Annotated in this window: 13 protein-coding genes and 1 riboswitch; of the genes, 7 read left to right on the top strand and 6 right to left on the bottom strand. The window is 57.7% G+C overall.

Annotated elements, in window-relative coordinates; translation table 11 throughout:
* Nucleotides 1-21 precede the first annotated feature (21 nt).
* Nucleotides 22-1077 (top strand): dipeptidase, encoded by a 1056-nt coding sequence (locus tag NQH49_RS18520; protein ID WP_256697767.1) that lies wholly within the window; start codon nucleotides 22-24, stop codon nucleotides 1075-1077.
* 2 nt (nucleotides 1078-1079) lie between these two features.
* On the top strand, nucleotides 1080-1994 hold the full coding sequence (locus NQH49_RS18515; protein WP_256697765.1) for a LysR family transcriptional regulator: 915 nt from the start codon (nucleotides 1080-1082) through the stop codon (nucleotides 1992-1994).
* 54 nt (nucleotides 1995-2048) lie between these two features.
* Here NQH49_RS18515 and NQH49_RS18510 read toward each other — a convergent pair whose 3' ends face one another.
* Together NQH49_RS18510 and NQH49_RS18505 are read right to left on the bottom strand one after the other, a co-directional pair.
* Complete coding sequence (locus tag NQH49_RS18510) at nucleotides 2049-3401, bottom strand: MFS transporter (protein WP_008109477.1); 1353 nt, start codon at nucleotides 3399-3401, stop codon at nucleotides 2049-2051.
* A gap of 174 nt (nucleotides 3402-3575) precedes the next feature.
* Complete coding sequence (locus NQH49_RS18505; protein ID WP_256697764.1) at nucleotides 3576-4478, bottom strand: GntR family transcriptional regulator; 903 nt, start codon at nucleotides 4476-4478, stop codon at nucleotides 3576-3578.
* Nucleotides 4479-4613: 135 nt separating this feature from the next.
* On the opposite strand from NQH49_RS18505, the gene NQH49_RS18500 reads away from it, so the two are divergent.
* The 3 genes from NQH49_RS18500 (at nucleotide 4614) to NQH49_RS18490 (ending at nucleotide 7177) form a co-directional block, all read left to right on the top strand.
* Entirely contained in the window at nucleotides 4614-5642 is a 1029-nt protein-coding gene (locus tag NQH49_RS18500) for a zinc-binding alcohol dehydrogenase family protein (RefSeq protein WP_256697763.1), read from the top strand.
* 87 nt (nucleotides 5643-5729) lie between these two features.
* A riboswitch (Fluoride riboswitch) is annotated at nucleotides 5730-5805 on the top strand.
* A gap of 90 nt (nucleotides 5806-5895) precedes the next feature.
* Nucleotides 5896-6273 (top strand): fluoride efflux transporter CrcB, encoded by a 378-nt coding sequence (gene crcB / locus NQH49_RS18495; protein WP_039333080.1) that lies wholly within the window; start codon nucleotides 5896-5898, stop codon nucleotides 6271-6273.
* A 106-nt stretch (nucleotides 6274-6379) separates the two neighbouring features.
* Nucleotides 6380-7177 carry a sugar phosphate isomerase/epimerase family protein gene (locus NQH49_RS18490; RefSeq protein ID WP_256697762.1) on the top strand — a complete coding sequence of 266 codons (798 nt, stop codon included), beginning with the start codon at nucleotides 6380-6382 and terminating at the stop codon, nucleotides 7175-7177.
* Here the strand turns inward: NQH49_RS18490 and NQH49_RS18485 are convergent.
* From NQH49_RS18485 to NQH49_RS18475, 3 genes are all read right to left on the bottom strand, one after another.
* A complete protein-coding gene (locus NQH49_RS18485) occupies nucleotides 7174-7779 on the bottom strand; it encodes an alpha/beta hydrolase (RefSeq protein ID WP_256697761.1) in 606 nt (201 codons plus the stop codon). The two genes, NQH49_RS18490 and NQH49_RS18485, sit on opposite strands and share 4 nt — an antisense overlap.
* 11 nt (nucleotides 7780-7790) lie before the next feature.
* The gene (locus NQH49_RS18480; RefSeq protein WP_256697760.1) at nucleotides 7791-8732 is read right to left on the bottom strand and encodes a glutathione S-transferase family protein; all 942 of its coding nucleotides are present in this window, start codon (nucleotides 8730-8732) and stop codon (nucleotides 7791-7793) included.
* 99 nt (nucleotides 8733-8831) lie between these two features.
* Complete coding sequence (locus NQH49_RS18475; RefSeq protein ID WP_256697759.1) at nucleotides 8832-9731, bottom strand: LysR family transcriptional regulator; 900 nt, start codon at nucleotides 9729-9731, stop codon at nucleotides 8832-8834.
* A gap of 187 nt (nucleotides 9732-9918) precedes the next feature.
* On the opposite strand from NQH49_RS18475, the gene NQH49_RS18470 reads away from it, so the two are divergent.
* On the top strand, nucleotides 9919-11043 hold the full coding sequence (locus NQH49_RS18470) for a GNAT family N-acetyltransferase (protein ID WP_256697758.1): 1125 nt from the start codon (nucleotides 9919-9921) through the stop codon (nucleotides 11041-11043).
* Here the strand turns inward: NQH49_RS18470 and NQH49_RS18465 are convergent.
* Nucleotides 11040-12872, bottom strand: a complete 1833-nt coding sequence (locus tag NQH49_RS18465; protein ID WP_256697755.1) for an ABC transporter ATP-binding protein — start codon at nucleotides 12870-12872, stop codon at nucleotides 11040-11042. The genes NQH49_RS18470 and NQH49_RS18465 overlap by 4 nt on opposite strands.
* A 64-nt stretch (nucleotides 12873-12936) precedes the next feature.
* Here NQH49_RS18465 and NQH49_RS18460 point away from each other — a divergent pair, with 64 nt between their 5' ends.
* Nucleotides 12937-13428, top strand: coding sequence for a GNAT family N-acetyltransferase (locus NQH49_RS18460; RefSeq protein ID WP_256697753.1), 492 nt, complete (start codon nucleotides 12937-12939; stop codon nucleotides 13426-13428).
* Nucleotides 13429-13454 lie beyond the last annotated feature (26 nt).

Below are 13454 nucleotides of genomic sequence, written 5' to 3'. Positions count from 1 at the left end.
CCGAACATGGAACTGAACAACATGTCTGACTCGATGACCCTCGATATTCCGGTCTTTGACGGCCACAACGATGTGCTGAATAAGCTGTGGCAGCACCATCAGCCGGACGCGGTTAATGCCTTTTTTACTGGCACCAAAACGGGCCAAATGGACTTGCCGCGTATCCATCAGGGAAATATGGCAGGTGGCATTTTCGCCACCTGGGTGCCGTCCCACCCTCTGATTGCAAGAAGTGCGCCAGACCTCGCAGATTTTCCTCAGGAAATTATCAACTCAGCGCGCGATGCGACGTTTTCTATGCTGGCGCTGCTACTGCGCATTGAGCAGGCCTCAAACGGCCAGGTGAAGATTTGCCGCAGCGTGCGCGATATTCGCCACTGCATGGCCAACAAGGTGTTAGCGGTGGTGATGCACGTTGAAGGTGCGGAAGCGCTGGATACCCACGGTGAATTGCTCGACATGCTCTACGCCAGCGGCTTGCGCACGCTGGGGCCGCTGTGGAGCCGCCCGAATCAGTTCGGCGACGGCGTGCCGTTCCTCTATCCTTCGTCGCCGGATATCGGCAATGGCCTGACGGCCGCGGGCAAGCAGCTGGTACGCGACTGTAATCGCCGCCGCATCATGGTTGATTTGTCGCATATGGATGAGAAAGGTTTCTGGCACACCGCAGAGATCAGCGATGCGCCGCTGGTGGCGAGCCACTCCAACGCGCATGTGATCAGCGCGCAGTCACGTAATCTCACCGATCGCCAACTGGCGGCGATTGCTGAAACCAACGGCTTTGTCGGCGTCAATTTTGCCGTGCCGTTCCTGCGTGAAGATGGCGATCGCCATGCGCCGACCGGCGTCGATGCCATCGTGCGCCACGTTGAGTATCTGCTGGAAAAAGTCGGGGAAGATGGCGTTGGTTTTGGTTCGGATCTCGATGGCGCCACCATGCCGGGCGATCTGAAAGACGTGGCCGGATTCCCACTGCTGGTGCAGGCGCTGGCGGCACGCGGCTATTCGCGTGCGCTGCTGGAGAAGATTTGCCACGGCAACTGGCTGCGCGTGCTTGAAGCCACCTGGGGCGAATAATCATGCGGCTGCGGCATATTGAGGTGTTTCAGGCGATTGTGCAGACCGGCAGCATCAGTGCGGCGGCGCGTTTGCTGAATGTGTCGCAGCCGAATGTCAGCCGCGTGCTTAATCACGCCGAGCAGCAGCTTGGTTTTGCGCTGTTTGAACGGCGCGCGCAGGGCATGGTGGTGACGGCAGAAGGGCGGCGTTTGCTGCCGGAAGTGGAAGACATCTACCAACGTTTACAAGCAATTACCCAGCTCACCGAGCAACTGCGGCGCGGCGAAGGGCAAACGGTGCGCGTCGGTGCCGCTCATGCGTTTGGTCAGATGGTGTTAGCGCCAGCGCTGGTGAACTGGCGACAACAGGCAGCGTCGGTCAGCGTGGAACTGGTCACCGAGCATTTCAGCACCTTGTGCAGCATGATCATGGCGAATCAGCTCGATTTCGCGCTGGTGTTTGGTCAGCAGGTAGATGCGGATTTACTGGCGGAGCCGCTGTTTCAGTCATCGATGGTGGCGTTGCTGCCGCGCGATCACACCCACAATGAGCCGGTGACGCTGGAGTGGCTGTGCGCTAATAACCTGCTGATGATGCAAAATCAGGATCCGCTCGGTCGCGTGCTGCACCGCGCGCTGCGCGATAAAGGGCTCAATCCAGCGGTTTCGCTGTCGATCAAAACCTATTCGGTGATTGCCGATATGGTGCTGGCGGGCGGCGGCGTCGGGATTGTCGATCTGTTTACCGCCTGCCGTTATGCCGACCAGCTCAAGCTGTTGCCGGTCGCGCAGCCGCTGCCGTTTGAAGTGATGTTAATCAGCCGCCGCGATCAGCCGCAGTCGCAATCCACGCTGCAGCTGAAACAGGTGATTCGCAATAAGCTGTGGGAGATCGCGCGCCAATGTGAATCGCAGTTTTTCACCCGCCCAACGTAATACCGGTTTCGTAGGGTCGCCATTTATGGCGACCGTCCCACATCCGACTCTTAATTAAACCCCATCCGTAATTGGTTTACGCACCAGCAGCAAATACGCCAGCGCGCCCACCACCGTCACACCGGCGCAAATCATCAACGCCAGGCTAAACGACTTGGTGGTATCCAGCACCCAACCGGTGATCACTGGCGCGAACGAGGCGAACACGAAGCTGGCGAAGTTCTGGATGCTGCCAACCGAGGCGGTCATGCGCGCCGTGACGTTGGCGTGAATCAAACCCCAGCACGATGTACCGGCAAAGTGGATACAGAACAGCGCCATACCGATCATGGTCACCGCGCTGGTGGTGTCGGTGGCACGCGTTACGAAAGCGGTAAACGCAGCAGACAACAGCATGCCAGTGACGATTGAGACCTTACGTACTTTCACCGCATCATGGCCACGACGCACCAGCGCATCGACCACATAACCGTTCAGCAACATGCCCGCCGCGCCGAACAGGAACGGAATCGCCGCCAGTAAACCGGTACTTTTCAGGTCGAGGTTATAGGTGGATTGCAGATAACCCGGCAGCCACGCGATATACAGCCATGCGGTGTAGTTGATGCCGCTGAAGCCAATCATCATGCCCCACATGGTGCGCTGCTTAAACAGGCCGCGCCACTCGGCAAAACTCAGCGGCTCTTTGCGCGATGCCACGCTGCCCGCCTGCAGATAGTGAATCTCTTCGCCACTCAACTTGTTGTTATCGCGATCGCGGTACATCAGATACCAGCCGATGGCGAGGAACATGCCGAGCACGCCGATGGTGACAAACATGCCGCGCCAGCCCATCACCATCATCATCGCGGCCAGAATCGGTGGCGCAATGGATAAACCAATCATCGAGGCGGCGTTAAACATGCCCATCGGCATGCCGCGATCTTTGATGTTGAACCAGTCGTTGATCACCTTGACGCCGCACGGGTTCATCGGCGCTTCACCAATACCTAACCCGATGCGCACCAAAATAAACTGGGTGAAGTTATGCACCAACCCCGCCGCTGCCTGGAACAGCGACCAGAAGAACATGCCAATCGCCAGCATGATGCGCGGCCCTTTGCGATCGAGCAGCGCACCGCACGGCAGCTGTGCTAAACCGTACGCCAGTGAAAACGCCGACAGCAGCACGCCAATTTCAGTCGCAGATAACCCCAGTTCTCCCCGGATGGTCATATTGGCGACCGACAGCGAACTGCGATCGAGATAGTTGATCATGGCGGCGAACAGCAGCAGCAACATGGCGGTAATCTGGATCTTTCTGATGCGCGGCGAGCGCACCACGTCACTGCGTGCCGGGATAAAATCTTGCCCGTCTGCAGCCGGTTGTGGCGCGTTTTCGCGGCCACGAGCCGAAGTATTTTCCATTGCGACCTCCCGGATCTGGGTACTTATCGTTATGCGTTTGTGTGGGATCCTGCGGCAGCAAAACGGTGCTGCCCCAACGGATTGACTTCGAGACTAGAAGCAATCAGATCGGGATGTTGCGGAGATGTTTCAGATTCGTGCGGGAGCTAATGCTTTGTGGTTTTTAATCGGTTTTTAATTGTACTGACGGATAGACCGGATCATCGATGTCTTGGCGGTGCCGAGATGATTGTGCAGGGCGCACAACGCTTCAACATCCTGGCGGCTAATCAGCGCCGTCAGAATCGCCATATGCTCCTCCAGCGCCACAATATTACGCTGCTTGAGATCGGTTTCATCCCATTGATAATGCGAGTGAAAAATCACTGAAATAATCTCCAGCGACTGATTAAAAAACGGATTGTTGGCGGCGGAGAGAATCAGCGTGTGCATCTCTTTATCCAGCGCGGCGAAGTGGCGGTAATTGCTGGCGATGGTGTCGCGCATCGAACGATGGCGATCCAGCAGGTCGCGCGCCTGCATCCAGCGCTCATCCTGCGAGGGCAGGTTGAGAAAACGGGTCAGCGCGTGGGTTTCCAGCATTTCGCGCAGCTCAAACAGGTTCTCGGCATACTTCTGATCGAACTTCTTCATGCGCCACTGTCCGCGTCTCACTGGCTCCAGCAGGTCATAACGCATAAAACGCAGCAGGAATTCGCGCACCACAATCGGGCTGACCTTTACCTGCTGCGCTAACTGCAGCTCGCTAAAGGTATCGCCCGGCATCAGTTGACGCTGATTAATCAGGTTGAAAAAGGTCTGCTCGAACTGCAGCGCCTGCTGATCAATCGGCGGCGTCAGGGCGTTAAAACCATCTTCATCACTGGGATCGCGCACGATAACGTAGGTTTCATCCACCTTTTCCAGCACGCCGCGCGCATGCAGATGCTGCAAGGTGTGGCGCACCGTGGTGCGGCTGATGTTGAACATTTCGGCCAGCGCCGCCTGCGGTGGCAACGGCGAACGGATATGCCGTTTGGTAATGCCGTCCAGCATCTGGTTAATCACGTTCTGACGAAGGTTCTGGCTGCGGCTCATGCGCGTCTCCGGTTTTTTATCTATTAAAAACCATACAAAGCCCAAAAAAAGCGGTTGGCTTCACACTTCCCCCAACGCAAAACGCTGTCATCGGCGATTTTCGCCATAACTGCGACAACAGCACAGGAGAAGCCCATGACAACAATGAAAACGCTGGTGGTCGCCGAGCCGCGCCAGATGGTGTGGCAGCAGCGCGCAAAGCCGACGCCCGCCGCCCATGATGTTCTGATCAAACCGATTGCCGCCGGGATTTGCGGCACCGATATCCACGCCTGGGCTGGCAATCAGCCGTTCTTCAGCTATCCACGCGTGTTGGGGCATGAGCTGTGTGGCGAAGTGGTGGAACTCGGCAGCCAGGCCAGCGGCTTTAGGCTGGGCCAGCGCGTGGCGCTGATTCCCTATGTGGCCTGCCAGCAGTGCGATGCCTGTTTAAGCGGCAAAACCAACTGCTGCGAAAACATCTCGGTGATTGGTGTGCACCAGGATGGCGGTTTCTGCGAATTTCTTAGCGTGCCGAGCAGCAATTTGCTGGCGGTGGATGATGTCGATCCGGAAGCTGCCGCGCTGATTGAACCCTTCGCCATCAGCGCACATGCGGTGCGCCGTGCGGCCGTGGCGGCGGATGAGCAGGTTTTGGTGGTGGGCGCAGGCCCGATTGGTCTTGGCGTGGCCGCAATTGCGGCGGCGGCGGGTGCCAACGTGGTGGTGGCTGACACCAGCGAGCAGCGCCGTGCGCACGTGGCGCAGAAACTGGGTTTGGCGACGGTGAATCCATTAGACGCCGATTTTGACGTGCAGCTTAAAGCGGAGTTTGGCGGACGTTTGGCCGCCAAAGTGATCGATGCCACCGGCAGCCCAGCTGCGATGAACGGCGCGGTGAAACTGATTCGTCACGGCGGCACCATCGTGTTTGTCGGCCTGCATAAAGGCGATCTGGTGATCCCGGATATCGAGTTCCACAAAAAAGAGACCACGCTATTGGGCAGCCGCAACGCCACGCTAGAAGATTTCGCTAAAGTCGGTGAACTGATGGCGAACGGGCAGCTTCGTGCCGACATGATGCTGAATCGTCATTATGATTTTTCAACGCTGGCGGAGCGCTTTGAAGCGGATGTGATTAATAACCGGGAACTGATTAAAGGCGTGATTCATTTCGAGCGGTAATTCTCCGGGATGTTCGGTCGCCATGAATGGCGACCCTACGACCGCTTTGTCGCATATTGTCTGCATTGCCAACCCAGCGTATTATCTCCCGCCTAAGGTGATGGCGTGCCACCTTCCCCAACCGCCGTTCTGGTCACAGACGGCTGATGACGCCTGACAACACTCGTATCCCTGCGCGGGAGACGGCGGTGTGTCAGGCGTTATTCTGTCCTGCCGCGGCCCTGCGCGTAATTCATTTCAGGAGCTCCAAACTATGTTGAAGTCGTTACTGGCGGTGGTACTGGGCGGTGCGGTTGGCTGTTCGCTGCGTTGGTTGATCTCATTACGTTTTAATGCGCTGTTTCCCAATCTGCCGCCGGGCACCTTGATGGTGAATCTGGTGGGCGGTTTTATTATCGGTGCGGCGCTGGCTTTCTTCGTGCGTAACCCGCATATCGATCCCTTCTGGAAACTGCTGATTGTCACCGGTTTATGCGGCGGCTTAACCACGTTCTCGACCTTTTCAGCAGAAATTGTCGGGCTGCTGCAAACCGGCAAATACCTGTGGGCGATGTCGAGCGTGATGGTGCATGTCATCGGTTCCTTGCTGATGACCTTCGCCGGTTTTGCCGTGGTAAACCTGCTGGGATAACCTTCAGGCTTGAAATAACTCCTCAGAGGTAGATACTGATCGCCATTCTGTGCGCGTGACGCACAGAATGTGTCACCGATTATCCGGACGATTAAGGAGCTGTGTCATGCGTCATAACCCCAAATTCCTTAACCTGGTGTTGTTAAACGGTGAACCTGAGGAGAAGCTGCGTGCCGCACGCGCCGCCGGTTTCGAGCAGGTTGAGATCTGGCGCGACGATGTGCAAGCCAGTACGCCACAGTTAGCAAAGCAGTTACAGCTTGGCTTCACCAATGTTCAGGTGCTGCGCGATTTCACCGGTGCGCCGGATCGTGAGCGCCAGCAAAAACGCGAAGAGCTGCGTCAGTTCATTCAAATTGCCCAAACTATTGGCTGCGACACCATTCAGGCACCCGCCAGCACGCGTGAAGATTGCGTGGCGGCGCGCATTGACGAAGATTTGCGTTGGATGGCGTCGGAAGCCGCGCGCTACAACATGCGTATCATGTATGAGCCGATGGCGTGGTGCAGCGTGGATAACACGCTGCCGCTGGCGTGGGAACGGCTGCAACGGCTGGACCAGCCGAATATCGGTTTGGTGGTCGATCTGTTCCACATCTGCGCGTTAGGCGGCGACGCATCGCAGCTGGACGGCATTCCTGCCGATCGTATCTACGAAGTGCAACTGTGTGACATGGCCGACATGCCGCCGCAGGATAAGCAGCCGCTCAGTGAGTACGCGCGTCATCAGCGCCTGTTGCCGGGCGATGGCATCATCGAAGTGGAACGCTTTGTCGATAAGCTGAAAAGTGCCGGTTACAGCGGGCCGGTCGGCATTGAAGTGTTTAACGATAAGTTGAAAGCGCAGCCAGCAGAGGTGGCTGCGCACAAGGCGTGGCAGGCGTTAAATCGCTACTGGCCTTAATCCTGCAAACATTGCGCAATAAAACCGGCGGCATCCATCGCACCCTGCGATGAAATGGTGTGGCCGGTGGCCGCTTCATAGCGCGCTTCCACCGTCACGCCAGCCTGTTGCAAACGCTGCTCCGCCGATGCGCTTTCGCTAAACGGAATCACATCATCGGCTTTGCCGTGAATCAGCAGCGCGGGCGTATACGGCTGCGGTGTTAACGCGCCATCAAACGCCAGACGACCGGAAAATGCCACCACGCCCGCCAGCGGATAACGGCCCGACGCCAGCGCATCCAGCGCCATTATCGAACCCTGCGAAAAGCCCACCAGAATCACTTTGTCCCACGCATCCGCCATGCCGTGTTGCGCCATCAACTGTTGCAGTGTGTCATCAAAGGCAGCGCGCGCTTCACGCACCCGCGCCGGACGGTTTTCGGGTGTGATGCCGGTCAAACTAAACCACTGATATCCCATCGCATGTTCAAAGGGATAGGGCGCATTCGGCGAGGCAAACGCCACATCTGGCAGCAGGCGCGCCCAATGTTCGCCGAGCACCGCGAGGTCGTCGCCGTTGCTGCCGACGCCATGTAAAAAAATCACTAACGCTTTTGCCATCGCACTGCTCCTTAAAAACCGTAGGCCGCCATATCCGGGCCAACCGGCACAATGCCGTTGGGATTCAGCGCTTTAATCGAATAATAGCCCTGCTTAATATGGTCGATATTCACCGTCTGACGCACGCCAGAAACCGACAGCATACTCTTGAGATAACGATCGAGCAGCGGATAGTCGCGCAGGCGGCGCAGGTTGCATTTAAACAGGCCGTGATAGGCGGCGTCAAAGCGCACCAGCGTGACGAACAGGCGAATATCCGCTTCGGTTAAGCGCTCGCCGAGCAGGAAGGTGCGGCCATCCTGCAAACGCAGCTCCAGCTCATCCAGCTGGCTGAACACATCGTTAAACGCCTGCTGATAGCTGATCTGCGTGGTGGCGAAGCCGGTGCGATACACGCCGTTATTCAGGCGTGGATAGATCGATTCGTTCAGCGTGTCGATCTCTGCGCGCAGATCCTCGGGATAAAGATCAATACGATCGTCCGCCAGCGCGCCAAAGCCGCTGTTCAGCATGCGCAGGATATCGGCCGACTCGTTATTGACGATGGTTTGCGTCTTTTTGTCCCACAGCACCGGCACAGTGGCGCGGCCGGTGAAATCGGCATCGGCGCGGGTATAAAGCTCGTGGATGTATTCGGCTTTATTCAGCCAGTCGCGATCCGCACCGGGATAATCACCGAAGCGCCAGCCTTGCGCGCCAAGCTGCGGTTCCACCACCGACACGCTGATCACTTTCTCCAGCCCTTTCAGAGTGCGTGCCAGCAGCGTGCGCGAAGCCCACGGACAAATCAGTGCCACATAGAGGTGATAGCGATCCGGCTCGGCAGCAAATTCGCTGGAACCATCTGCGGTGATCCAGTGACGAAAACTGGATGTCTGGCGCACAAATCCGCCTTGTTTATCGGTGGCTTGCACCGGATGCCACTCTGCACTCCACTTACCGTTTACCAGCATCGCCTTCTCTCCTCAGTGTTGATGGAGTGAGCATACAGCGCTGCTGGTTGGGTGATAATCCGGGAAAAATGGCTTTCATTGCTTCCAAATTGGAAGGAATCAGCCGGGCGGATGGTGCCGGAAATGGGCGGCGAGGAAATCGATCAGCAGCCGGGTTTTCTGCGCCAGATGACGCGCCGGCGGATAGAGCGCGAACAAGCCGAGCGGCGGTGTGGCGAACGCCTCTAATATCGAGACGATTTCACCGCGCTGCAAAGCGGGCGCGGCAATAAAACCCGGCAGCCGCGCAATGCCCAATCCGGCAATCGCCGCCTGCAAACAGGCTTCGGTGTTTGAGAAACAGAGACGACCACGAATCGGCATGCTAACGCTGTCGCCGCACGGCGTGACAAACGGCCAGTGCCAGGGATCGCGAAAGTTGGTATCGCTGATGCACTGATGTGCCGCCAAATCGCGCCAGTGCTGCGGCGTGCCGTGTTGCAGCAGATAACTGGAGGAGGCCGCCACGCGGATTGGCACATCGCCGAGGCGGCGCGCAATCAGGCTACTGTCGTCGAGTTTGCCGATGCGGATGGCCATATCGAAGCCTTCATCTACGATGTTGACTGCACGATCGGAGAAGTTCACGTCGAGTTCGATCTGCGGATAATGGCGCGCGAACTCCACCAGCACGCTGGCTAACACCGCCGTACCAAAGGTGCCGGGCGCGCTGATTTTCAGGCGGCCGGTCGGCGTGGTGGCGCTGTCGCGCACGGTGGCATCCAGCGTATCAAAGGCTTCCAGCAGCGTTTTTACCCGCTCGTAATAGGCGCGACCGACTTCGGTGGGCGAGAGCGCACGCGTGCTGCGTTTAAACAGCTGGACGCCAAGTTCCTGCTCCAGCCGGGAGACCAGCTTCGACGCCTGGCCGCTGCTGGTGCCAAGGCGCTCGGCCGCACCGGCAAAGCTGCCGACTTCCAGCACGGCGACAAACATGCGGTCACAATCGAGTCGATCCATGGCGTTTCCTGTTAGTTCAGCGTTTTATGTTAATCGGTCGCCATGAATGGCGACCCTACGTCGTAGGTTGCGCATTAATGCGCATCGGGTCAAATCTGCTGATTACACATTCAGTGCGCTGCACCTTTTCCCACGCGGGAAAACCTGTTGAACTAGGCGCCTGCTTTCATCTGGCCGGGAGCCGTGAATGTCTTTGCTACATCTGTCATCGCTGGCGGAGATCTCCGCCGTCGAATGGGATGCGCTGTTACCTGACGATCAACCGTTTTTGCGCCATGCCTTTCTTCTTTCTCTCGAAGAGAGCGGCAGCGTGCGGCCCGAAAACGGCTGGCAGACGGATCACCTGCTGTGGCGCGAAAACGGCACGCTGCGTGCGGCGCTGCCGGGCTATCGCAAACGCCATTCGCGCGGTGAATATGTGTTCGACCATGCGTGGGCGGATGCCTGTCAGCGCGCCGGTATTCCTTACTATCCGAAATGGCTGGGCGCGATTCCGTTCAGTCCGGTGACTGGCGCACGCCTGCTGGGCGATGAAGAAGCGGTGCTGAAACTGCTCAGCGTGCTGCCGGATAACCTCTATCAACACGGTCTGAGCGGCGCGCACATCAACTTCACCACGCCGTTCGCCAACCACATCATGCAGCAGCAGCCAGACTGGCTGGAACGCCTCGGCTTGCAGTATCACTGGCATAACAAAGGCTACCGCGATTTTAAGGATTTCCTCGACACGCTGATGTCGCGCAAGCGCAAACAGCTGCGCAAAGAGCGTGAGCAGGTGATGAGCAGCGGCTTTGAATTCAGCTGGTATCGCGGCGATGAGCTGCGCGAAGATCAGTGGGATTTCGTCTACACCTGCTACGCCAACACCTATGCGGTGCGCGGCCAGCGACCGTATTTGACGCGCCACTTCTTTAGCCTGCTGGCGGAGCGCATGCCGCGTTCGATTCGCGTGGTGATTTCCTCGCTACAAGGGCAACCGGCAGCGATGGCATTCTGCTTAATGGACGGCAACACGCTGTACGGCCGCTATTGGGGCTGTCTGGCGGAGTTTGATCGGCTGCATTTCGAAACCTGCTTCTATCAGGGCATGGACTTCGCCATCGCGGAAGGTTTGCAGCGTTTTGATGCGGGCGCGCAGGGCGAGCATAAGCTGGTGCGCGGCTTTGAACCGCATATCACGCACTCGTGGCACTATCTGTGTCATCCCGGTTTGCGCGATGCGGTGGGGGATTTTCTGCTGCAGGAACGGGAAGGCGTGCGCGGCTGGGCAATTGAAGCGCGCGACGCCTTACCGTATCGGCGTGGTGATTAATCCGCGCCGACAAAACCGCCGGTCTGATGCTGCCACAGGCGCGCGTAAAGTCCGCCGTGCGCCAGCAGCTCGCGGTGGTTGCCCATCTCGACAATCTCACCTTGCTCCAGCACCACCAGACGATCCATTTTGGCGATAGTGGAAAGACGGTGGGCGATAGCAATCACCGTTTTGCCCTGCATCAGCGTTTCCAGGCTCTCCTGAATCGCCGCTTCCACCTCGGAATCCAGCGCGGAAGTGGCTTCGTCCATGATCAGAATCGGCGCGTCTTTCAGCAGCACGCGCGCGATGGCAATACGCTGACGTTGGCCGCCCGACAGCTTCACGCCGCGCTCGCCCACGTGCGCATCCAGGCCGGTGCGGCCTTGCGGATCGGAGAGCAGCGGAATGAACTCGTCGGCGCGTGCGCGGATAATCGCCGCCTGCAGCTCCTCTTCCGTCGCGTCCGGACGACCATACAGCAAGTTTTCGCGAATCGAACGGTGCAGCAACGACGTGTCCTGGGTGATCATGCCGATTTGTCCGCGTAGGCTCTCTTGCGTCACTTCGGCGATGTTTTGATCGTCAATCACAATGCGACCGCTGTTGATGTCATACAGCCGCAGCAGCAGATTCACCAGGGTGGATTTACCGGCGCCGGACGGCCCAATCAACCCGATTTTCTCGCCCGGTTTGATATTGAGGTTGAGGCGATTAATCACCTGACGACTGCCGCCATAATCAAAGCGCACATCCTCAAAACGAATCTGACCGCGCGTCACCTGCATGTTTTTCGCATTCGGCTGATCCTGCACGCTCAGCGGCTGCGCGATGGTGTTCAGGCCATCCTGCACCATGCCGATGTTCTCGAAGATGCCGTTCACCACCCACATGATCCAGCCGGACATGTTCACCAGACGGATTACCAAACCGGTCGCCAGCGCAATCGCGCCAACGCTGATCAGCGACTGGCTCCACAACCACAGCGCCAGGCCGGAGGTGCTGACAATCAGCAAGCCATTGAGCGTCGAGAGCGTGATATCCATGGTGGTGACCATGCGGCTGGCGTGCTGGGTTTTGTCGGTTTGCTCCTGAATCGCCTCACGCGCGTAACGCTTCTCCAGATCGTTGTGCGAGAACAGTTTGATGGTGGCGATGTTGGTGTAGCCATCGACGATGGTGCCCATTAATTTTGAGCGCGCTTCCGATGACACCACCGAACGCTGTTTAACGCGCGGCACGAAGAAGCTCAGCGACACGCTGTACGCCACAATCCAGATCACCAGCGGAATCATCAGGCGCCAGTCCGCTTCGGCAAACAGCACCAGCGAGGTCACCGCATAAATCACCACGTGCCAGATGGCGTCCACCAGCTGTACTGCCGAATCACGCAGTGAGTTACCGGTTTGCATGATGCGCTGGGCAATGCGCCCGGCAAAATCGTTCTGGAAGAAGTTCAGGCTCTGGCGCAGCACGTAGTTGTGATGCTGCCAGCGGATCATGCTGGTCATGCTCGGGTTAATACTTTGATGTACCAGCATATCGTGCGCAGCAATCACCACCGGCCGCAGAATCAGCGCGACAAAACCCATCCACAGCAATATTTGCCAGTTATCGCTGAACAGCGAAGCGGGCGTCGAGTGATTAACCAGGTCAATGATGCGGCTGAGATAGCTGAACAGCGCCACTTCGATCAGCGCCTGCGCCAGCCCGACAATCAGCAGCGCGACAAAGCTCGGCCACACCTGACGCAGATAGTAGAAGTAGAACGGCCAGACGCTGGCGGGTGGGGAATCGGTTGGCGCATCCTGGAAAATATTGATAAAACGTTCAAAACGGCGATACAACATAGAATCACTCTTCCCGAAATGGTGAGAGTTAACAGCTTAGTGCATGTGAAAAGGGATTACCGACATGGATTTACACATTCGCGGTCGTGAGCCGGGCGATGCCGCCGCTTACCAATGCCTATACAGCCATCCTGACGTTTATCGCTGGACCACGCAGTTGCCGTGTCCGAGCATAGCGACCTGGCAGAAAAAATTCGAAAAGATGGATGAGCTGGGATACATCGGCTTTGTTGCGGAGATCGATGGCGCGATGGTCGGCGAGCTGACGCTGTTTGTCGAGCAGCGTCCGCGCACGCGTCACAGCATCAGTTTTGGTATCAGCGTCGATCCAGCGTTTGGCGGGCGCGGCATTGGTGAAAAGCTGATCCGCAACGCGATGGATTACGCCTTTAACTGGCTCGGCATTATGCGCATCGAGCTGGAAGTGTTTCACGATAACGAACGCGCGCTGCGCCTGTATCAGAAGCTGGGCTTCGAGCGCGAAGGCGTGAAACGCAAAGCCTGCCTGCGCGACGGCGAGTATCACGATATCGTGCAGATGGCGATATTACGTTAACCGTAAGGTCGCCATTCATGGCGACC

This window comes from Pantoea trifolii (genome assembly GCF_024506435.1).
GTDB lineage: Bacteria > Pseudomonadota > Gammaproteobacteria > Enterobacterales > Enterobacteriaceae > Pantoea > Pantoea trifolii.
This window is presented reverse-complemented; position numbering and strand designations above follow the sequence as displayed.

What these genes read in the sequence shown, in the direction of transcription:
- NQH49_RS18520 (WP_256697767.1), top strand. Translation starts at nt 22, where the DNA reads ATGTCTGACTCGATGACCCTCGATATTCCGGTCTTTGACGGCCACAAC.
- NQH49_RS18515 (WP_256697765.1), top strand. Translation starts at nt 1,080, where the DNA reads ATGCGGCTGCGGCATATTGAGGTGTTTCAGGCGATTGTGCAGACCGGC.
- NQH49_RS18510 (WP_008109477.1), bottom strand. Translation starts at nt 3,401, where the DNA reads ATGGAAAATACTTCGGCTCGTGGCCGCGAAAACGCGCCACAACCGGCT.
- NQH49_RS18505 (WP_256697764.1), bottom strand. Translation starts at nt 4,478, where the DNA reads ATGAGCCGCAGCCAGAACCTTCGTCAGAACGTGATTAACCAGATGCTG.
- NQH49_RS18500 (WP_256697763.1), top strand. Translation starts at nt 4,614, where the DNA reads ATGACAACAATGAAAACGCTGGTGGTCGCCGAGCCGCGCCAGATGGTG.
- crcB (WP_039333080.1), top strand. Translation starts at nt 5,896, where the DNA reads ATGTTGAAGTCGTTACTGGCGGTGGTACTGGGCGGTGCGGTTGGCTGT.
- NQH49_RS18490 (WP_256697762.1), top strand. Translation starts at nt 6,380, where the DNA reads ATGCGTCATAACCCCAAATTCCTTAACCTGGTGTTGTTAAACGGTGAA.
- NQH49_RS18485 (WP_256697761.1), bottom strand. Translation starts at nt 7,779, where the DNA reads ATGGCAAAAGCGTTAGTGATTTTTTTACATGGCGTCGGCAGCAACGGC.
- NQH49_RS18480 (WP_256697760.1), bottom strand. Translation starts at nt 8,732, where the DNA reads ATGCTGGTAAACGGTAAGTGGAGTGCAGAGTGGCATCCGGTGCAAGCC.
- NQH49_RS18475 (WP_256697759.1), bottom strand. Translation starts at nt 9,731, where the DNA reads ATGGATCGACTCGATTGTGACCGCATGTTTGTCGCCGTGCTGGAAGTC.
- NQH49_RS18470 (WP_256697758.1), top strand. Translation starts at nt 9,919, where the DNA reads ATGTCTTTGCTACATCTGTCATCGCTGGCGGAGATCTCCGCCGTCGAA.
- NQH49_RS18465 (WP_256697755.1), bottom strand. Translation starts at nt 12,872, where the DNA reads ATGTTGTATCGCCGTTTTGAACGTTTTATCAATATTTTCCAGGATGCG.
- NQH49_RS18460 (WP_256697753.1), top strand. Translation starts at nt 12,937, where the DNA reads ATGGATTTACACATTCGCGGTCGTGAGCCGGGCGATGCCGCCGCTTAC.